Below are 20,535 nucleotides of genomic sequence, written 5' to 3' on the forward strand. Positions count from 1 at the left end.
TTATATTTTTATCGAAATTGATATTGCTCAAATTATAACGCTTAAAAAGATTGCATCACTGTTAGAAATCTTTATTATTAGGTAGGTCGGTCTACTTAGGTAAAAGCTATGAATGATAAAACAGCAAGACAGAAAATTCTCGATGCAGCGGCAACACTGTTTTATAACGATGGCATTACTGCAACAGGAATTAATACGGTTACGGCTAAAGCAGATGTAGCCAAGATGTCGCTTTACAATAATTTTTCTTCAAAAGGTGAACTTGTTGATGCCTATATTGCTGCACGACATCAAGAGTGGTTAGACCTTTATCAAAAGCGTTTAGAAAAAACAAAAACAGCTAAAGAAGCTATTTTGGCCGTATTTGATGCCTATCAAGATCATGCCGAGTTTGCTTATGAAAAGGGTTTTAGAGGATGTGGGCTATTAAATGCTGCCGCAGAGTTCCCAGCAAATAGTTCAGGACGAAATGCTGTAAGACAGCATAAAGAACAAGTTGAGGCAATTGTTGCCGAGCATTTAAATCGCTTATTAAAAGATTCACAGCGTGTTAGCTATATTGCCTCACAACTTTCTTTTTTATTAGAAGGGTCGATGGCAAGAGCTGGTTTAGAGGGTAGTAGCCGTCAACTTCAATTAGCGAGACAAATGGCAGAAGATATTTTAGATCGAGAATGCCAACATGATTAGCCTTATTAAAAATAGTAGTTATGGTGGCACTATTGCAATTTTAGTGGCCTCTTTCTTATGGGGAACCACGGGCACAGCCGCAGCATTTGCCCCAACACTCGGACCACTTGCAATTGGCGCGGTTGCTATGGGGGGAGGTGGGCTTTTACAGGCATTGATTGCATCTCAGGCCATTCGGGAGCACCGACAATTTATTGGACGAAATATTTCTATTATTCTTTTAGGTGTTGTGGCAGTTGGGATATATCCACTAGCTTTTTATTCTTCCATGCATTATGCCGGAATTACGATTGGTACGGTGGTTTCAATTGGTTCGGCTCCACTCATTGCAGCAGTTTTAGAGCGATTCTTTGACCGTAAAGTTTTATCTAAAAAGTGGTTCCTAAGTTTTGTGTTGGGTGTTGTGGGGGTAAGTTTATTATCTATGGGCGAAAGCCACGCAGCACAAGAGAGTACAAATGAATGGAATAAAATTTTTGGTATTTTTCTTGGGCTGGTAGCGGGTGCAACCTATTCACTTTATTCATGGGCTGCAAAAAGATTAATAGATCGGGGTATTGCTGCTAAAGCTGCAATGGGCATGATTATGGGAGGTGGGGCAGTCATCTTGCTTCCAACTTTATTAATTACAGGTGGTGGGCTACTGCAAAGTTCAACAAATTTACTTGTTGCTGGCTATATGATGCTTATCCCTATGTTTTTGGGTTATTTGCTTTTTGGTTTCGGGTTAAAAACTGTAAATGCCAGTAAAGCCACCACTTTAACTTTATTTGAACCTCTTGTTGCAGCGATTTTTGCCATTGTTTTGGTTGGCGAAAGTGTCTCATGGATTGGGTGGGTAGGCATGTTTTTGATTTTCATTTGTATTTTGATGTTATCAAAGCCTGAAAATACATAAAAAATGAAAACTTTTACTGGCTTGAGTTTAAATTAAATTTTTCTTAGTCTTAAAGCCAAGTTTTATCGTTGATTTAAACAATGAAAATAAAATTAATGCTTGTTGCGGGTTTATTGAGTTTTACATCGTCGAGTTTTGCTCTAGATTTAGTTGAAACTTATGAGCGCGCAAAACTAAATGATCCGACGTGGCAAGCGAATCAACAACAGTTTGAAGCAGATCAGCTTAATTTAGGTTTGGCAACAGGCGCTTTACTACCAACAGTTACATTATCTGGAAATATTACCCGTAATCGACAAACGGTAAAGCGTTCAAATTTTCCCGGTGTTGATCAGGAAGGACTTTCCGATGCTTTGGTAAGTAATACATCGACTACCAAACAGGCTACTTTATCTGCCCGTCAGCCTCTTTTCCGTATGGATGCATGGGAAGGTTATAAACAGGTTAAAACTTCGGTTGCTCTTAGTGAAATTACTTTAAAACTGCAAAAACAAGATCATGTTTTAAATGTAGCTGAAGCCTATTTTAATGTACTGCGTCAACAGGCACTTACCGCTGCATATTTACAAGAAGAAAAAGCTTTGCTTGAACAGCTCAATATGATGAACGCCAAGCTTAAAGAAGGGTTGGTAGCACGTAGTGATGTGAGTGAAGCAAATGCCCAGTATCAAAATGCCAGAGCCAACCGTATTGCTACCAATGTGCAGCTTCTATTGGCTCAAGAGCAACTATCTGAATATATTGGTCCGTATCAAGATAGGCTTGCTGTATTGAGAAGTGATTTTATCTTTCAAAAACCTTATCCGGCACAGCTCGATGAGTGGTTAGGATTAGCCCAACAACAAAATTTAAAGATTCAGCAAGCACGTTTACAAAAGCGATATGCTGAAGATCAACGTCGTGTGGAAAAAGCTGCACTTTATCCACAGATAGATGCAGTGGCGAGTTATGGTTATACCAAACAAACGCCCGAAACGCTGATTTCGACTGATGGGAAGTTTGATCAGGTCGGGGTAGAGATGAACTGGAACTTATTTAATGGAGGCCGGACTCGAACTTCTATTAAAAAAGCCAGTGTGGAGTTAAATAAAGCGCAAGCCCAACTTGATGCGGCCATTCGCCGTGCCAATGTCGATGTGAAAAGTGCTTTTATGCAGGTAGATACTGACCGAGCAAAACTTGAAGCAAGAAAGGCAGCAATGGATTCTTCAGCACTTGTTTCTCAAGCTTCAAAAGCAAGTTATAACGAAGGCTTAAAAAGTATGGTCGATGTTTTATTGGCGCAGCGTAATGCTTTTTCAGCAAAACAGGATTATCTTAATGCTCAGTATGACTATTTATTAAATGTATTACGTTTAAAAGCGGCTGTAGGTCAGCTAGGGGAAAAAGATCTAGTTGAATTAAACAGCTGGTTAACGTATCAGTAATAAAAAATGCTTTTATCTGAAATTTAATTTTGTCATAAAAATTTAATGATTGATGTGTTTTAATGCTCAATCATTTTATCCCTGCGCCATCATGTTGGAGGCTTCCCTTGAGTCCGAGTAATCCGGTGTTAAGCCATCATATTTCTTCTCAATTTAATGAAGATTTGCAAGATGTGAACACAAAGTTTATGACCATGGGTGGCTTGGTCGAACAACAGGTTGCCAATGCAATTCATTCTTTACTTGATACAGATGCGAACTTAGCAATTGATGTTCAATTTAAAGATAATGCAGTCAATCAATATGAACGTGATATTGATGAAGGGCTGACGCTGATTTTGGCACGCCGTCATCCGGCAGCAATTGACTTGCGTATGGTAATTGCCATGAGTAAAGCCAATACTGACCTAGAGCGTATTGGGGATGAAGCTGCAAAAATTGCCCGTATTGCGCAAAATCTATGTGAAGAGGGGGGTTCTCCTCGTGGCTACATGGAAACACGTCATATTGGTAACCAAGTACGAGTCATGATTCATGACGCACTTGATGCTTTTGCACGTTTAGATGCAGATCAGGCATTACGTGTACTTTTAGCCGATGCTGATATCGACCGTGAATATCAGTCGGCAACGCGTACTTTAATGACTTATATGATTGAAGACCCGCGTCATATTGCTCGTGTGATTAATGTCATGTGGGTTTTACGTTCTTTAGAGCGTATTGGTGACCACGCTCGTAATATTGCTGAACAAGTCATTTACATGGCAAAAGGCTTTGATGCACGCCATACCAAAATTGAAGAAATTGAAGCAAAAGTACACGAAAAGTAATATGTGAGCTGAGATATTTAAAGGCCTTGTTTCAGACAAGGCTTTTTCATTTTTTTAAAATAATAGATAAAAAAATGTCCCGAACTTTGGGGGGAAGTTCAGGACAGAAAATCAAGTGCATTAAGAGAAAACACGACAGGGATCGTGTCTTACTTGCTATGAATTGATATTAAAGTTTCAGCCATTTCATGTCATGTAGAGTCCTGTGCGCTCTATGTAAGGCTTTATATGTTTGTGTAAGTTTCACGTAAAAAAAGGCAGGTCTATGTATATAAACCTGCCTTTTAAAAAATGATGGGCTTGGAATAAACCTGTTATTCTGGTTTCCAGCCTTCCGCTTTTTCAACGCTCTCATCATTATTGAAGAACTTCTCACGTTGCTCTTCAAGGAATTTTTTCGCTTCTGGTTCAAACACGTTTAAACGCTTTTCATTAATTAGCGTAGTTTGGTGCTGTAACCATTCTTGCCATGCTTGCTTAGAAACATTTTCAAAAAATTCTTGGCCTTTGGCACCTGGAAACGGAGCAAAGTCCAATCCTTCCATTTCCTTTTGGTATTTACGGCAAAATACTTGTCGACTCATTTTGTATCCTTAAGCGTATAACTGTTCTAGACGTTTATGGGCACGTGCAATCGCAGCTTCAACCTGTTTTGGTGAAGTTCCGCCAATATGATCACGTGCATTTACCGAAGCTTCTAGTGTCAAAGCTTTATCAAATACATCTGCTGTAATTAGGTCAGAGAATTGTTGTAATTGCTCAAGTGTTAATTCAGATAAATCTTTTTCTTCAGCAACACCTAATGCAACAGCTTTACCTACAATTTCATGCGCATCACGGAACGCAACGCCTTTTTTCACTAAGTAGTCAGCAAGGTCAGTTGCTGTAGAGAATCCGCGAAGAGCAGCTTCACGCATGATTTCAACATTTGGAACCAATGCAGGGATCATGTCAGCAAACGCCATGAGTGAACCACGAACGGTATCAATGGCATCAAATAAAGGTTCTTTATCTTCTTGGTTGTCTTTGTTGTAGGCCAGTGGTTGACCTTTCATAAGCGTAAGTAAGCTAATTAAGTCACCAAATACGCGGCCAGATTTACCACGGATGAGTTCTGGAACATCAGGGTTTTTCTTCTGCGGCATGATTGAAGAACCAGTACAGAAGCGATCAGGAATATTTACGAATTTAAACTGTGCAGAAGTCCAAAGAATAAGTTCCTCAGACATACGCGATAAATGCATCATGATTAAAGATGCTGCTGCATTAAATTCGATAGCAAAATCACGATCAGATACAGCATCAAGAGAGTTTTCAGATACAGCTTCAAAGCCTAGTAACTCTGCTGTATAAGCACGATCAATCGGGTAAGTTGTACCAGCGAGAGCCGCAGAACCAAGTGGCATACGGTTAACACGCTTACGGCAGTCTTGAAGACGTTCAGTATCACGAACTAACATTTCAAACCATGCCAACAAGTGATGGCCGAAAGTTACCGGTTGAGCTGTTTGTAAGTGTGTAAAGCCAGGCATAATAGTATTTACATTTTTGGCAGCCAAGCCCAACAAACCTTTTTGTAAACGCTCTAATAAGCCTAAAATGTCGTCAATTTCGTCGCGGAGATAAAGACGGATATCAGTTGCAACTTGGTCGTTACGGCTACGGCCAGTGTGAAGTTTTTTACCTGTAATACCGATACGTTGAGTCAAACGTGATTCAATGTTCATGTGAACATCTTCAAGATCGATACGCCATTCAAAAGTTCCAGCTTCAATTTCTGCACGAATGGTGCTTAAACCTTCAATAATGTCGTCTCGTTCTGCTTCTGTCAGTACGCCAACTTTCGCAAGCATGGTAGCATGCGCAATAGAACCAGCGATGTCTTGCTTATAAAAACGCTGGTCAAATTGAACAGAGGCGGTAAATTCGGCTACAAAAGCATCCGTCGCTTCAGAAAAACGACCGCCCCACATACCTGAGGTTTGGTTTGGGGCTGCTGAATTAGGGGGATTTGAAGATGTGGTCATGGTGGCTCAGTAAAATAAAAAAGAGTATATCACTTGCCGAAGCTCAACAAACAAAGTTGTTTTCTACAGCATATCGAAATCAAAATTCCTCCTATTTTTTTACGAAAATTGATCGTTGGCAACATTTATTAGAATTAATTATCGCAAGTAATGTTTTAGCTCTGGTTTTAGCTTTGGCTGAAGCACAGTCTTGGCATGCATTAAACGGCTCACGTCTTTTACAATACATCATTTTTATTAACTGGGTGATTTTGTCTTTTTTTGCATTGGTTGAACATTTTCAGGATTTTTTTAGTCAGCTACAGCAAAAATATGCTTTGGTAATTGGCTTTGTTATGCTGCAAGCGATAGTTGTGGTAACCACGATAATAAGCAATTTTTTTCAGTTCGGAGTTTTGAAAAAAACATCTGTTATAGCGCAGGACTGGAGCATTTATTTTACCAATGTCCCTTTATATTTAAGTTATGGAATATTATTAGGGGCCTTTTGTCTGCGTTATTTATATGTTCGAGAACAATGGTTACACCAACAATATGCAGAATTAAATGCCCGTATTCAGGCAATGCAGGCTCGCATTCATCCTCATTTTTTATTTAATAGTCTAAATAATGTGGTGAGTTTAATAACGATAGATCCAGATAAAGCAGAAAGTATGTTAATTAGCCTGTCACGACTGTTTCGGGCGAGTTTTCAAGAATTAAAATTAGTGAGCTTGCATGAAGAAATTGAGCTTAGTAAACAATATTTAATGATTGAGCAAATACGTTTGGGCGAGCGTTTAAAAGTCGAATGGAAAGTGGAAATTGAACCTTTGCAATTAAAACAGGTCACTATTCCTTTATTGACATTACAACCTTTATTAGAGAATAGTATTTTTCATGGGGTAGAGCCAATGATGGGTAAAGCAACCATTGGGGTATTGGTTGAAATATTGCAAAATCAGGTCAGTATAGTCATTACCAACCCTTATACACACGATACAATAAATTCACGGAAAGGGCATGGAATCGCTCTTGAAAATGTTAAACAGCGCTTAAAAGCGTATTATGGGAATTCAGTGAGATTCCAGGTATATAAGGGTGAGGCTTTATATACCACTATTATGAGCTATCAATACCAATCAAAATAATAAGTCAGTCAGAGTTAACCATAAAAAAATGGACCAAGTTAACGGTGACAAGGAGGATGAATGAAGGTGCTAATTTGTGATGACGAACCACTTGCAGTGGAACGATTGTCACGTTTAGTTTCAAAGATGGGACATGAGGTTGTTGCAACAGCTCATCATGGCCAAGATGCCTTGGAACAGGCACGGCTTCATCACCCAGATGTGATTTTACTTGATATCCAGATGCCGGGTATGAATGGTCTCGTCTGTGCGGAGCAATTAAGCCAACTTAATCCTCGACCTGCCATAGTGTTTTGCACAGCTTATGATCAGCATGCATTGGAGGCATTTAAGTCACAAGCACAAGCTTATCTTCTTAAGCCCATTGATCCTCAAGAGCTGGAGCAGACATTTAAGCAATTAACCCAGCTAACGCAAGCACAGCTCAGCGCTTTGCCTAAACCTGAGCTTTTACAGGATTTAAAAACACAACGTCATCAAATTGCTGCTAAAACCTATCGTGGGGTTGAGCTAATTCCTGTTGAAAATATCTATTACTTTTTAGCAGATCAGAAATATGTCACGGTACGTCATAAAAATGGCAGTGTATTGATTGACGAAACACTTAAAGAACTTGAAACTGAGTTCGCAGATCAGTTCATCCGTATTCACCGTAATGCATTGGTCTCGATTGCTTATTTAGATGGTTTAGAGCTAGTAAGTTCGGGCCAATATCAGGTTCGCTTACGTGGCTTAGATGAAAGACTTTCCGTAAGCCGCCGTCATTTATCTACCCTTAGAGAACGGATACACCAACTTTAACCTGTATTCATCTTATTTTTGCTTGTGAGATTTTACTTGCAATTTTAAGGGATCAAGTTAAGTTTAGGGTGTATTGTTTGACCAGCCCATGCTTGAATTTATGAAAACCTTGAAAATTGCTACACGACAAAGCCCACTTGCTCTTTGGCAGGCAGAACATATTCGTGCCCGTTTACAGGAGCTTCACCCAGATTTAACGGTGGAGTTGGTTAAGTTTGTCACGCAGGGCGATAAAATTTTAGATACACCTTTAGCAAAAATTGGTGGCAAAGGGTTGTTCGTTAAAGAATTGGAAGCAGCACTTTTAGATGGTCGTGCGGACATTGCTGTACATTCAATGAAAGATGTTCCGATGGCATTACCAGAAGGTTTAACTTTGGCCGTAATTTGCGAACGTGAAGATCCGTTAGATGCTTTTGTTTCGAATCAATTTGAAAAATTTGCTGATTTGCCGCAAGGAGCAAAAGTTGGCACCTCAAGTTTACGTCGTAAATCACAAATTTTAAAACAACGTCCAGATCTACAAATTATTGATTTACGTGGTAATGTCGGTACCCGCTTAGCGAAGCTAGACGATGGTCAATATGATGCCATTATCTTGGCGAGTGCTGGTTTAAAACGTTTAGGATTGGCAGAACGCATTCGCCACTGTATCGAGCCAAGTGTAAGTTTGCCTGCGGTTGGTCAGGGCGCTCTTGGTTTGGAATGCCGTGCAGATGACCAAGAAGTGTTGGCTTTAATTCAGCCACTTCTACACCCAGAGACGGATGTATGTGTACGTGCTGAGCGAGCATTCAATGCATATCTTGAAGGTGGTTGTCAGGTGCCGATTGCAGGTTATGCAACATTACAAGATGGAAAAATTCATATTGAAGGCCGTGTAGGTAGTGTTGATGGGCAAACATTATTACGGGCTGAGCTTACAGATGAAGCGAATAATGCTCAGCAATTAGGTGAAAACCTTGCTCGGAACTTACTTGATCAAGGCGCTGGTGATTTATTAAAGGCCCTCTACTAACGCTATGTTGTTTATTAATACCCGACCTGACTCGCGTGCGGCTGAATTAACTCATGCTTTGCAGAAGAAGGGGTTTCAGGTCGAGTCTTTACCTCTTTTAGAACTGGTTGCTCAACCTTTTTCAGAATCACTCTCTCAACTCTATCAGCAGTTAACTGGTGCACAAGCGATTGTAGTGGTTAGTCCTACTGCTGTTGATGTGGGGATGCAGTATTTAGCACAAAGTGGTTTAAAAATAGATGAGCTAAAACATATTCAATGGATTGCGGTGGGACAGGCGACGGCTAATCGTCTTCACGACTATGGGATTGAAGCGCATGTTCCTGAGGTTGAAACTTCCGAGGGAATGCTTAACTTACCTCTCCTTCATTGTATGCAAAAATCAGGTAGCGTGGCTTTTTGGAGAGGTGAAGGCGGCCGTCAATTTATGATGGAAACTTTGCAACAGCAAGGAATTCAGATTTTAAATTTTGTTCTATATCGCCGGCAGTGTCCGCAAGCTTCATATTCGACACTCAAACATCTGACACAGAATTCAAATTATAATTTAGATAAATGGCTCGTCTTAATTACCAGTGAGGCGAGCTGGAAATACTGGTTAGAGCTTTGTTTAAAAAATAAGGTACAACCTGATTGCGTATATTTAGTTTTAGGACCACGCCTTTTTCAACTTGTTAAAGACTATCGCGATCAGCAACAAGCTCATTTTCACATTATTCAACTTGAAAATTTATCGCCTTCGGGGATGATTCATCACATTCAGGCATTATAAGGATTCGTATGAGAAAACTTGTTTCTATCATCATTTTGCTGGGCATCGCTTGGGTGGCTAAGCTCAGCTACGATATGTGGCAAATTTCTCGTACCGTTCCTGAACTTCAGCAAAGCTTGCTACAATCTGAACAGCAATATGCCAATTTGAATGATCAATTGGTTGCTTTGCAAAGACAAATTCAAAATCAACCAAGTCATAATTCTAAAACAACGCCTTTAGCAACGACTGAAGTTGTTCAAACCGGAATTGCACCGACCGTATTAATTAAACAAAAATTAGAGTTAATCCAGTTTGCAATTGACCAACAGCAATTTATTTATGCTGTAGATCATCTAACCCAACTACAGCAGACCCTACCACAATATGGAATTGCTCCCGCATTACAACACAGCTTAAATCAGGCTCTTGAGCAAGATAAGCAGGCCATTCAACAATTTGTACTTGCTCAAAATCAGCGACATCAACTCATTGATGATTTACTTCAGAATATTGATAAAAATATTCAGCAAGCCTTAAAACAGCCTAAATTTGAGATGGATCAATCCGAGGCTGTGTCATGGTGGAAAAAATGGTTCCGTATTGAGAAAGTAGAAACGCCGTCTATTAATTTAATGAACCGAAGTGTAGTGCTTAAAGAAGTGCAATTAAGGCTATTAATTGCTGAGCAAGCTTTAAACCAAGGAAAAATGGCTGAATATCAAAATGAGTTGCAGACAGTAATGCAAAAACTAAATGAATTACCCGATGCGACTAGCCAACAACTCAAAACCCGTATTGCTAAAGTGGCACATTTATCTGTAGTGCCTGTTCCTAAATTATCGACACTTGGTCTAATCGGCTCATAAGGAGGACACATGAAGCATCTCCTGTGGGTTTACTTTTTAATTAGCTTAGTCCTTTTCGCAGCCTTGGCTTTATTCAGTTATGGCTATGGTATGGGATATGTTTATATTTACTGGCGGCAATTGCAATTGCAAACAAATGTATGGGGATTAGTCTTTACGTTTGTTGTGATGAGCTTTATTGCTCAGGTGATATGGCTCTGGATTAAGCGTTATTCTTCTCGGGAACAAAGAAAGAGAGAGAATATTTTTCAGTTTAAAAACCTTCATCCGTATGAACAATTAGGTATTGTCTGGTTATTAGAGGCTGCTGAAGATCAACGGGTATTTATCGAACGTGTTTTTACTCAATCAGGCCTTCTAAAAAATATTATTGATGCCAAATTTCTAGTTTTAAGTGGAGATTACCAAAAAGCTTTAGAGGCCTTGGATCAATCCCCACCAATGGCTTTTGAGTTAGCAGAATTACAGCGTATTGAAATATTCTTGGCACAAAACGAAGCTGAACGTGCCTTAACCCATCTTGAGTTTTTATATCAGCATCAGTTATCGCCATGGCTTGAAGAGATTGAGACAGCATATCAACAACGTTTAACGGCGCTTTGGGGGCAGCTTGCTTTACAACAACCATGGGTATACTTGCGTTCTATGAAATATGGTTTGTTGGACGCTGAACATCGTGATTTATGGCTACAACAACTTCTTCAACAGTTTGATCAAGCTTCAATTGATGATTTACAAGCATTGCAACAGCGCTATCTAGATTTAGAGTCAGAAATTCAAACCAGACCTTATAGCAGTAAATTGTTATGGTTAAAACTTTTGGCCCGTATGCCAGAAATGAGTATTCAGCATGAAGCATTAACCTTGCATTTACTCAAAGAGCAATTCGATCCGGACGTATTTTACTTATGGTTTCAGCAACAATTGCTTAAGCAGGTTCCTGACTATGCCGATGTTGAAGAAAAGATTAATCAATTTGAATCTCAATATATGAATTTGCCAGTTTTAACATTTGCAAAATGGCATGTTTACATGGCAACAGGTCGTCAAGCTGAAGCAGAAATATTATTAAGTTTATACCCTGATAATATTTTAATGAGCTATTTACGTATTAAATCAACCTTAAAAGAAGATGATGAGTTAATCAAACAGTTAAACCTAATCTTTGAAAATGATGCGAATTTTTTAAAATTTAAAATCTGAGGTAAAAATGAAAGAACTGTCTGTCTACCCTGTAATATACGACCAGAAAGTAGCATGGGGAGATATGGATGCTTTTGGCCATGTCAATAATGTGCAATATTATAGATATATTGAAAGCTCACGTATTTTATATATGGAAAATGTAAATATATTAACTCCAAATATATATACTGTTGTTGCTTCAAGTCAGTGCAAATATTTAAAACCTGTGTTTTATCCAGATGTATTGAAAGTAGGGGTTCGTGTAGAAGAGCTACGTAAGAGCGCGTTCCGTATGGCTTATATATTATGGAGTGAATCGCAGCAGCAAATTGTTGCTACAGGTGAAGCAGTTATGGTTTGTGTGAATAAAATGACAGGATTAAAATGTGAAATACCAAGTGAAGTAAAAAGTAAAATTATTGAATTAGAAAAATCAGTTGGGCATGATTTAATACATTTAGCTTAAATAAATATTAAGAAAATATATTACAATTATAATTGCTAATGTAATTAAAAAGTAAATTTATAGCGTTATTCTGATGAACTTGACTTTCAAACTATTGCTTATTGAATAGAATATAAATATGATTGGTTATGATTTAATGTTTTTAAATTTTGTCTGTATTATTTGAATTGTCAGTAAGACTGGAGTATTTATTAATGAAACCGGATATTAGTGAATTATCTGTTGAAGAGTTAAAACGCTTACAAGAAGAAGCAGAAGCTTTAATTGCAAGCAAAAAAGATCAAGCAATCGAAGATGCTTATAATCAAATTATCGAAATTGCTGAAAATGTAGGTTTTAGTGTTGAACAGCTTCTAGAATTTGGCGCTCAAAAACGTAAGAAAACAACACGTAAATCTGTAGAACCACGTTACCGTAACAAAAACAATGCTGAAGAGACTTGGACTGGTCGCGGTAAACAACCACGTTGGTTAGTTGCTGAAATTGAAAAAGGTGCAAAACTTGAAGATTTCTTAATCTAATTGTATTGCCTCTTAAAAAGCCAAGCGATTCTGCTTGGCTTTTTTATTTTTAAAAAGAATTAAAAAAATTTTATTTTAAATATGAATATTCAATAAGGTGCTTGAGTTGCTAATTAAGAGCATTGTTGAGACTAAATTTTCATTTAGCAAGATCAATCGTAAATTTCATGATTTTGTCATACGTTCAACTTATAGTCTTTAGCGAGACGCCAAGCCCGATTGCTTGGTTTTTTTATATGAAGTGAATTGGCGATGTTGAAAAAGTATGCATAATGTCAGACTAGAGAGGAACTCTCATATAAGGATGATAATTTGCATGTTGGTAAGGCTGAATGAAGAAAAAGTCTAAGCAATGGAAGTGGTGGTTTTTTGCCCTCATTGCATTTTTAATTTTTATTATTTTACAGATTCCGGCGACTTGGCTTATCTCTAAATTTTCAAAGAATAATCAAACTGTCCATAATGTAAGTGGCAACATCTGGCAGGGGCAGGCAGACTGGCACCGTGGAACGTTACGAGGCACTATCCACTGGAAAACGAGACCGCTAGACTTACTTTTATTACGCTTTGCTGCAAATGTTGATATTCATAGTGGTAATACGCAATTAACGGGGATTATGGCGTATGGTTTTGGAAAAAAAGTTATTGTAAGGGATATGAATGGCCAGATTGCTCCAGAAACACTGAAGCAAATTGTAAATTGGCAATGGCCTGTAAACAGTATTCAACTTAAAGATATCCAATTTAATTATAAAAAAGAGCAAGGCTTTGCGGCAGTTGATGGGCAATTGCATTGGGGTGGTGGGGCGCTCATTTATAATATTGGTGATCGTCAAGATCGTATGAATATGCCTTCTTTAAGTGGGCAGTTGACTGACCAGAACGGACAACTACAAGTGGACATCCGTGATCAGCGTAATCAAAAAATGGCCAATCTTTTACTAGATGCCAATATGATGCTGGATGTTCAGCTCACACAGCGTTTATTACTCAATGTTCCATCATATGACGGTAAAGCCGGTTTGGATACTTTTGTCATTAGTTCTCGCCAACCATTATTACAAGGTGGCAACTAATGAAAGTATGGATTGATAAATTACAGCAATTGCAATGGCAAAAATTAGATCGACTGAGTGTAGTGGTCCTTGCCATTTTAATTTTGTGGTTATGTTGGAAACTCGCTTCATTTTTTTGGTTGGTGATTGCGCCTCCTCAACTGATGCAATTTGATCGGGTAGAACTCGGTTCTCAACAACCACAAATACCAAATATTAGTACTTTTTCACTTTTTAACGAACCTTCTGCCAATGCGGCTCAAGAAAGCGTGAATTTAGAATTGCAGGGTGTAATGGTCGGCTATCCAAACCGGTTTTCCTCTGCTGTTATTAAAATTGATAATACTGCTGAGCGTTATCGAGTTGGTGAAACCATTGGTTCAACTTCTTACCAATTGGCAGAGGTGTATTGGGATCATGTTGTGTTGAGTCAAGGAAATGGCAGTACCCGTGAACTTCAGTTCAAAGGTTTGCCAAATGGTTTATATCAACCGATGACTCCGGATGCTTCACAACAAAGTGCTACACCGTCTCAACCTACAGAGCCTATGAATACGGCCCAACAGGCATTGGGACAAGCGATCCAGCAGATGCAAGGTAACCGAGAGCAATACCTCCGAGATATGGGGGTAAGTGGTAACTCAGGTGAAGGCTATGAAGTTACAGAACGTACACCGACTGCACTTAGAAATAAGTTAGGTTTAAGACCTGGCGATCGAATTGTCTCTTTGAATGGTCAAGCGGTTGGGCAAGGGCAAACGGATGTGCAATTACTTGAGCAGGCTCGTCGAGCAGGGCAAGTAAAAATAGAAATAAAACGTGGTGATCAAGTGATGACCATACAACAAAATTTTTAGTGATAACACGTCACCATAAGAGTTAGGAAATATCGCGAGTTATGGCTTTATTGAATCATCAACGTCCACTTTGGGCATTACTTGCAGCAGCCCCATTGATTGCGACAGTAAGTAGCAGTGCCTATGCCCAAACATGGAAGATCAATTTACGTGATGCTGACTTAACTGCCTTTATTAATGAAGTTGCAGACATTACAGGAAAGAACTTCGCTGTAGATCCGAGAGTACGTGGTAATGTCACGGTTATTTCTAATAAGCCATTAAATAAAGATGAAGTTTATGACCTATTTCTTGGGGTCTTAAATGTAAACGGGGTGGTTGCAATTCCGTCTGGTAATACCATTAAGCTTGTACCGGATAGTAATGTTAAAAACTCGGGAATTCCTTATGATTCTAGAAATAGGGTTCGTGGTGATCAAATCGTTACACGTGTGATTTGGCTGGAAAATACTAATCCAAATGACTTAATTCCAGCACTTCGTCCCTTAATGCCGCAATTTGCACATATGGCGGCAATTGCAGGAACCAATGCACTTATTGTTTCTGATAGAGCGGCGAATATTTATCAACTTGAAAATATTATTCGTAACTTGGATGGAACTGGGCAAAATGATATTGAAGCGATCACGCTTCAGTCGAGCCAAGCAGAAGAAATTATTACCCAGCTTGAAGCGATGAGCGCAACAGGCGCATCTAAAGATTTTAGTGGTGCCCGTATTCGTATTATTGCTGATAATCGGACAAACCGTATTTTAATAAAAGGTGATCCGCAAACACGTAAACGTATTCGTCATATGATTGAGATGCTGGATGTACCTTCGGCAGATCGTTTAGGTGGCTTAAAAGTTTTCCGTTTGAAATATGCCAGTGCTAAAAACTTGTCTGAAATTTTGCAAGGCTTAGTCACAGGACAGGCAGTATCTTCATCGAATAATAGTAATAATTCATCTAACTCATCGAATCCGATTAATAGTTTAATTGGTAATAACCAGAATTCTGGTTCAAATACATCGGGTTCAAATGGTGCCTCAATTTCAACTCCTGCAATTAACCTAAACGGTAATTCGAACAGTAGTAATCAGAACAATATCACCAGCTTTAATCAAAACGGTGTGAGTATTATTGCAGATAATGCTCAGAACTCATTGGTAGTTAAAGCTGATCCCCAATTAATGCGTGAAATTGAGTCTGCAATTCAGCAACTTGACGTTCGCCGTCAACAAGTACTCATCGAAGCTGCAATTATTGAAGTCTCTGGAGATGATGCAGATCAACTTGGAATTCAATGGGCACTCGGTGATTTATCTAGTGGGATTGGTTTACTTAGCTTTAGTAATGTAGGGGCGAGTTTATCTTCTATCGCTGCTGGTTATTTATCGGGTGGTTCGGCTGGAGCTGCATCTGCTATCGCTAATGGAGCTAATAAAGGTAATGGTGCGACTTTAGGATTGGGCAATTTTGATAATTCTCGTAAGGCATATGGTGCACTAATTCAGGCTCTCAAAACCAATACTAAATCAAACTTACTTTCGACACCGTCCATTGTGACGATGGATAATGAAGAAGCTTATATTGTTGTAGGTCAGAACGTTCCATTTGTCACAGGGTCGGTCACTACCAATAGTACAGGTATCAATCCCTATACAACTGTTGAGCGTAAAGATGTCGGTGTGACCTTGAAAGTTGTTCCACATATCGGTGAAGGGGGTACTGTTCGTTTAGAAGTAGAGCAAGAAGTTTCTGCTGTTCAAGATAGCCGTGGGCAAGCAGCTGACTTGGTGACAAGTAAACGCGCTATTAAAACAGCTGTTTTAGCTGAGCATGGGCAGACTGTGGTGCTAGGTGGATTGGTGTCGGATGACACTTCGCTTTCAAGACAAGGTATACCTGGTTTAAGTAGTATTCCTTATGTTGGGCGATTGTTCCGATCAGATAACAGAAGCAATGTAAAACGTAACCTTCTCGTTTTTATTCACCCAACAATTGTGGGCGATGCAAATGATGTACGCCGTTTATCTCAGCAGCGCTATAATCAACTTTATAGCTTGCAATTGGCTATGGATAAAAATGGCAACTTTGCAAAATTACCTGAGCAAGTTGATGATATTTATAACCAAAAAATGACCCCGCCGAGTATTGCCTCTAAGCCAAAAAATTATCAACAGGTTCCATCAGGTGGTAAAAGTTCGACCATAACTACGCCGGTAGCTGTAGAACCTACCGTCCAAAAGCAAACACTACAGTTGCCTGATCCCGAAATTAATCGTACTAAAAATACAGTAACAACAACGACACTGCGTCCAAGCACAGCGCCGTAGTAGCATGTTATGATTAATAAAAAATGAATAGGACATAGGCATGACTTGGAAATTACAAGCAATTACTGGTGAATTTACTGGCCAAGAAATTAAAGTTGATCGTGATATGTTGGTGGGACGTCATCAAGATGCCGATTTATTACTACAGGCTGCTGAAATTTCACGACGCCATGCAGCATTGCTGTTAAAAGATCAAGCGCTATGGGTGCAAGACCTTAATTCATCGAATGGTACGTTTGTAAACGATATTCGTATTGAGCAAGAAAAACAGTTGCATGATGGTGATATTGTTCAATTCGCAAGTTTAAAATTTTCAGTTTTCGCCCCTGCACAAGAAAGTACTGATTTAGCTGAAATTGAGGTAGAGCCAGTACAAACTGCACCAACACAAGATTTAAGCGATCAAGGTATGCCAAGTATTGCGGAGCGTGCAGCAGAAACTGAAGTGAGTCGTGATGGAATGCCTCAGCGAGTTTCTGTACCAAAACCAGCACCGATTCCTGAAGGGGTGGATATTCATCCTCAGCCAGAACAAACTCCTGTTGCTATTGAGGAGCCAGTTTTTCGAGTTGCTGAAGAGAAAGAGCAGCAGAAGAATGCATCTATTGGTCTAGTGACCATTATTATTTTAGTGATTTTAGCTGTATTGGCGTGGTTATTCTTTAAATAATTCGTTGGTGCTTTTACAATCAAGGCATGCTAAACGCATGCCTTTTTAATTTTGAGTAGAAGAAAATGTCTGTTGCACAACTAAGTAAGCGCGATTTAATTTTATTTGATCTAGATGGAACGTTGGTTGACTCCGCTGCCGATTTATATCGGTCTATGAACTTAAGTTTGCAATCACTCAGTTGGCCATTGGTAACAGAAGCACAAATACGGGAATGGGTAGGTAAAGGGGCTTCAAAACTTTGCGAAAGTGTTCTGCTTCATATATTTGGAAAATTAGATGTTGAACAACATAAAGTTTTATTACAGAAATTTGTAGAGGTATATGGTGCGGAGCTGTGTGTGAATACTCAAATTTACCCAGGCGTACCTGAGTTTTTAAAACATTGCCAAACTTTGAATATCAAAATGGCATGTGTGACTAATAAGCCTGTCAAACTTGCTCAAGGGTTACTGGATGCGCTAGAGCTTTCTTCTTATTTTCAAGTTGTACTTGGAGGAGATAGCTTACCTGAAAGAAAGCCGCACCCACTACCATTATTGCATTGCATGGAAAGCCTAAAAATATCTGCTTCACAATCATTAATGATTGGCGACTCAAGTAATGATATTGAAGCTGCACGCCGTGCTGGAATTGATTGTATTGTGGTTAGCTATGGCTATAATCATGGAGAGAATATCTATGATTGCCAACCTCAGCAAGTTGTTGATAGTCTTGCTGAGTTAATTGTCTAATGAAGAAAATGGAGATAAGAATGAATAAGCGTATGGTTTTTCGATGGCGTGTCTAAACCGAATCTAGAAAAACACACTTTTAAATCGAAACCATATTAGAGAAGATTCATGACAACATTAGCGCAATTCGAGCAACTTAAGGCTGCTGGTTACAATACTATTCCTGTTTATCGTCAGCGTTTAGCGGATACAGAAACCCCATTATCTGTTTTTGCTCGTTTTAAGGATCAAACACAGGCTTACTTATTTGAGTCTGTTGAAGGGGGGGAAAACTGGGCGCGCTACTCTATGATTGGTTTAGGCGAATCAACAGTTTTTTCCTGTAACGCTGGTGTTTTATCTATACAACATGCTGACGGATCAGTAACACAGCAAAATTGTCTAGACCCATTCCAATATATCCGTGAATTCCAAAAACAATTTAAAGTTCCTACGGCTAAACTCTTACCAGACTTACCAAGCTTTACGGGCGGCTTGGTGGGTTATTTGGGCTACGATGCTGTCCGCTACATCGAGCCACGTTTAAAGAATGTACCTACGGCTGATCCGATTACGCTACCAGATTTATGGTTGATGCTCTCAAAGACAGTCATTGTTTTTGACAATCTTAAAGATACGCTATTTTTAATTGTGCATGCGGATACAGAGCAGAGTAATGCTTATGAAGACGCTCAGCAAAAATTAGATCAATTAGAACAGTTGTTGGCGACTCCAGTTAGTTTGCAAGCGCAACCACATACGCCTCCGCATTTTGAATCAATTACTGGTAAAGCAAAATTCTTAGAGACGGTAGAGAAGGTTAAAGAGTATATCCGTGCAGGCGATGTGATGCAGGTTGTACCTGGGCAGCGTATGGTTTCTGATTTTGATGGAGAAGCTTTACAGGTTTACCGTGCATTACGTCATTTAAATCCATCACCTTATCTATTCTTGGTTCAAGGGCAAACGATTACTGATAAAAAACCATTTCATATTGTTGGCTCATCACCGGAAATTTTATCTCGTTTAGAAAATGGTATTGCTACAGTTCGACCTTTGGCAGGAACTAGACCGCGCGGTAAAACTAAAGAAGAAGATATAGCATTAGAAAAAGATTTGCTGTCTGATGAAAAGGAGATTGCTGAACATTTAATGCTGATTGATCTTGGGCGAAACGATGTAGGGCGCGTATCGAAAATAGGTAAAGTCCAAGTCACGGATCAAATGGTGATTGAGCGCTATTCACATGTCATGCATATTGTTTCAAATGTACAAGGTGAAGTGCGTGATGATATCGATGCACTTGATGTATTTAAAGCCACCTTTCCGGCAGGAACGTTATCAGGTGCCCCAAAAATTCGTGCAATGGAAATTATTGATGAAGTAGAGCCTGTGAAAAGGGGAGTTTTTGGCGGGGCTGTTGGTTATTTGGGATGGCATGGTGAAATGGATATGTCAATTGCAATCCGTACTTGTGTTATCCGTGACAAAAAGGTGTATGTACAGGCTGGTGCAGGGCTAGTTGCTGACTCAAATCCAGAATCTGAGTGGAATGAAACCCAAATAAAAGCTCGCGCAGTGATCAAAGCGGTTGAATTATCGTCAAACGGATTGATTTTATGAGTTTTTAGCGGTTTTTTTTAAAAAACCGCTTGCATCGTTTGGAAGTTTTGCTAAACTGCACACCGTTCCGATACGAAACGTACGAAACACTAAGAAACGCCGGCATAGCTCAGTTGGTAGAGCAACTGACTTGTAATCAGTAGGTCCACAGTTCGAATCCGTGTGCCGGCACCATTTTAAAGTGTTAAGTTAATTGAGTAAAGAACGGCACTGTAGATAAGTGCGATATTGGTGAGATTCCCGAGCGGCCAAAGGGGGCAGACTGTAACTCTGTTGCGAAAGCTTCGAAGGTTCGAATCCTTCTCTCACCACCATCTCTAAACTTCGAGTGAAGTGGTTATTACCAACGTTGCGGGAGTAGCTCAGTTGGTAGAGCGGCAGCCTTCCAAGCTGCATGTCGCGAGTTCGATCCTCGTCTCCCGCTCCATCGAAGGATAGTCGCTCTTATAGCTCAGTGGTAGAGCACTCCCTTGGTAAGGGAGAGGTCTCGAGTTCAAATCTCGATAAGAGCTCCAGATATTAAAGTTTAATGTGGATTTCCACAAAGTTTTCAAAAAGCAGGCTATATAGTCTGCTTTTCAAGTATTAGGTGTCTAGTTTTTTTAGGCGATATGTCGATAAACTGAGTTAGCTCAGCGCCATTTGTAGGTGGTTCGACGTAAACGAGGAAGATCATCATGGCTAAA

Annotated in this window: 20 protein-coding genes and 4 tRNA genes; 22 read left to right on the forward strand and 2 right to left on the reverse strand. The window is 39.4% G+C overall.

All coding sequences use genetic code 11. From position 1 onward, the window contains the following. Positions 1-108: 108 nt before the first annotated feature. From RFX69_RS11635 to phoU, 4 genes are all read left to right on the forward strand, one after another. The gene (locus RFX69_RS11635; protein WP_000998524.1) at positions 109-690 is read left to right on the forward strand and encodes a TetR/AcrR family transcriptional regulator; all 582 of its coding nucleotides are present in this window, start codon (positions 109-111) and stop codon (positions 688-690) included. Next, on the forward strand, positions 683-1,588 hold the full coding sequence (locus tag RFX69_RS11640) for a DMT family transporter (RefSeq protein WP_000624462.1): 906 nt from the start codon (positions 683-685) through the stop codon (positions 1,586-1,588). The genes RFX69_RS11635 and RFX69_RS11640 overlap by 8 nt, the downstream gene beginning before the upstream one ends. A gap of 95 nt (positions 1,589-1,683) precedes the next feature. Beyond that, entirely contained in the window at positions 1,684-3,015 is a 1,332-nt protein-coding gene (locus RFX69_RS11645) for a TolC family outer membrane protein (protein WP_096641165.1), read from the forward strand. 107 nt (positions 3,016-3,122) lie between these two features. Continuing rightward, the gene (gene phoU / locus RFX69_RS11650; protein WP_000075183.1) at positions 3,123-3,845 is read left to right on the forward strand and encodes a phosphate signaling complex protein PhoU; all 723 of its coding nucleotides are present in this window, start codon (positions 3,123-3,125) and stop codon (positions 3,843-3,845) included. Positions 3,846-4,159: 314 nt separating this feature from the next. On the opposite strand, the gene RFX69_RS11655 is transcribed toward phoU, so the two are convergent. Next, positions 4,160-4,429 carry an oxidative damage protection protein gene (locus RFX69_RS11655; RefSeq protein WP_000089996.1) on the reverse strand — a complete coding sequence of 90 codons (270 nt, stop codon included), beginning with the start codon at positions 4,427-4,429 and terminating at the stop codon, positions 4,160-4,162. Between the two features lie 9 nt (positions 4,430-4,438). Beyond that, the gene (argH, locus tag RFX69_RS11660) at positions 4,439-5,872 is read right to left on the reverse strand and encodes an argininosuccinate lyase (RefSeq protein ID WP_000213740.1); all 1,434 of its coding nucleotides are present in this window, start codon (positions 5,870-5,872) and stop codon (positions 4,439-4,441) included. Here argH and RFX69_RS11665 point away from each other — a divergent pair. From RFX69_RS11665 to RFX69_RS11750, 18 genes are all read left to right on the forward strand, one after another. Continuing rightward, positions 5,863-7,002, forward strand: coding sequence for a sensor histidine kinase (locus RFX69_RS11665; protein WP_002062409.1), 1,140 nt, complete (start codon positions 5,863-5,865; stop codon positions 7,000-7,002). The two genes, argH and RFX69_RS11665, sit on opposite strands and share 10 nt — an antisense overlap. Before the next feature lie 60 nt (positions 7,003-7,062). Beyond that, positions 7,063-7,803: a LytTR family DNA-binding domain-containing protein gene (locus RFX69_RS11670; RefSeq protein WP_000865993.1), complete on the forward strand. Its 741-nt coding sequence runs from the start codon at positions 7,063-7,065 to the stop codon at positions 7,801-7,803. Between the two features lie 100 nt (positions 7,804-7,903). Then, the gene (gene hemC / locus RFX69_RS11675) at positions 7,904-8,821 is read left to right on the forward strand and encodes a hydroxymethylbilane synthase (protein ID WP_032010053.1); all 918 of its coding nucleotides are present in this window, start codon (positions 7,904-7,906) and stop codon (positions 8,819-8,821) included. Positions 8,822-8,825: 4 nt separating this feature from the next. Next, positions 8,826-9,593, forward strand: a complete 768-nt coding sequence (locus RFX69_RS11680) for a uroporphyrinogen-III synthase (RefSeq protein ID WP_289332665.1) — start codon at positions 8,826-8,828, stop codon at positions 9,591-9,593. An 8-nt stretch (positions 9,594-9,601) separates the two neighbouring features. After that, positions 9,602-10,441, forward strand: a complete 840-nt coding sequence (locus RFX69_RS11685) for a hypothetical protein (RefSeq protein ID WP_001230202.1) — start codon at positions 9,602-9,604, stop codon at positions 10,439-10,441. A gap of 9 nt (positions 10,442-10,450) precedes the next feature. Further along, positions 10,451-11,644 carry a hypothetical protein gene (locus RFX69_RS11690; RefSeq protein WP_000681777.1) on the forward strand — a complete coding sequence of 398 codons (1,194 nt, stop codon included), beginning with the start codon at positions 10,451-10,453 and terminating at the stop codon, positions 11,642-11,644. A gap of 7 nt (positions 11,645-11,651) precedes the next feature. Next, positions 11,652-12,092 (forward strand): thioesterase family protein, encoded by a 441-nt coding sequence (locus RFX69_RS11695; RefSeq protein ID WP_000661569.1) that lies wholly within the window; start codon positions 11,652-11,654, stop codon positions 12,090-12,092. A gap of 194 nt (positions 12,093-12,286) precedes the next feature. Further along, positions 12,287-12,613 carry an H-NS family nucleoid-associated regulatory protein gene (locus tag RFX69_RS11700; RefSeq protein WP_000801427.1) on the forward strand — a complete coding sequence of 109 codons (327 nt, stop codon included), beginning with the start codon at positions 12,287-12,289 and terminating at the stop codon, positions 12,611-12,613. 332 nt (positions 12,614-12,945) lie between these two features. Further along, positions 12,946-13,689: a type II secretion system protein N gene (gene gspN, locus RFX69_RS11705; RefSeq protein ID WP_005129860.1), complete on the forward strand. Its 744-nt coding sequence runs from the start codon at positions 12,946-12,948 to the stop codon at positions 13,687-13,689. Beyond that, positions 13,689-14,525: a type II secretion system protein N gene (locus RFX69_RS11710; RefSeq protein ID WP_000870029.1), complete on the forward strand. Its 837-nt coding sequence runs from the start codon at positions 13,689-13,691 to the stop codon at positions 14,523-14,525. The genes gspN and RFX69_RS11710 overlap by 1 nt, the downstream gene beginning before the upstream one ends. 41 nt (positions 14,526-14,566) lie before the next feature. Further along, on the forward strand, positions 14,567-16,843 hold the full coding sequence (gene gspD, locus RFX69_RS11715; RefSeq protein WP_001196426.1) for a type II secretion system secretin GspD: 2,277 nt from the start codon (positions 14,567-14,569) through the stop codon (positions 16,841-16,843). Positions 16,844-16,883: 40 nt separating this feature from the next. Next, complete coding sequence (locus RFX69_RS11720; protein ID WP_289332666.1) at positions 16,884-17,513, forward strand: FHA domain-containing protein; 630 nt, start codon at positions 16,884-16,886, stop codon at positions 17,511-17,513. Positions 17,514-17,578: 65 nt separating this feature from the next. Further along, positions 17,579-18,247, forward strand: coding sequence for a phosphoglycolate phosphatase (locus RFX69_RS11725; protein ID WP_000109463.1), 669 nt, complete (start codon positions 17,579-17,581; stop codon positions 18,245-18,247). 108 nt (positions 18,248-18,355) lie between these two features. Further along, the gene (gene trpE / locus RFX69_RS11730) at positions 18,356-19,849 is read left to right on the forward strand and encodes an anthranilate synthase component I (RefSeq protein WP_000209087.1); all 1,494 of its coding nucleotides are present in this window, start codon (positions 18,356-18,358) and stop codon (positions 19,847-19,849) included. Between the two features lie 98 nt (positions 19,850-19,947). Then, positions 19,948-20,023: transfer RNA gene (locus RFX69_RS11735), tRNA-Thr, on the forward strand. 56 nt (positions 20,024-20,079) lie between these two features. Continuing rightward, positions 20,080-20,163, forward strand: a tRNA-Tyr gene (locus tag RFX69_RS11740). A gap of 37 nt (positions 20,164-20,200) precedes the next feature. Then, positions 20,201-20,276: transfer RNA gene (locus RFX69_RS11745), tRNA-Gly, on the forward strand. A gap of 13 nt (positions 20,277-20,289) precedes the next feature. Beyond that, positions 20,290-20,364 (forward strand) — tRNA-Thr (locus tag RFX69_RS11750). Positions 20,365-20,535 lie beyond the last annotated feature (171 nt).

The organism is Acinetobacter sp. 148, assembly GCF_031196675.1.
In the GTDB taxonomy this organism is placed as follows: domain Bacteria; phylum Pseudomonadota; class Gammaproteobacteria; order Pseudomonadales; family Moraxellaceae; genus Acinetobacter; species Acinetobacter baumannii.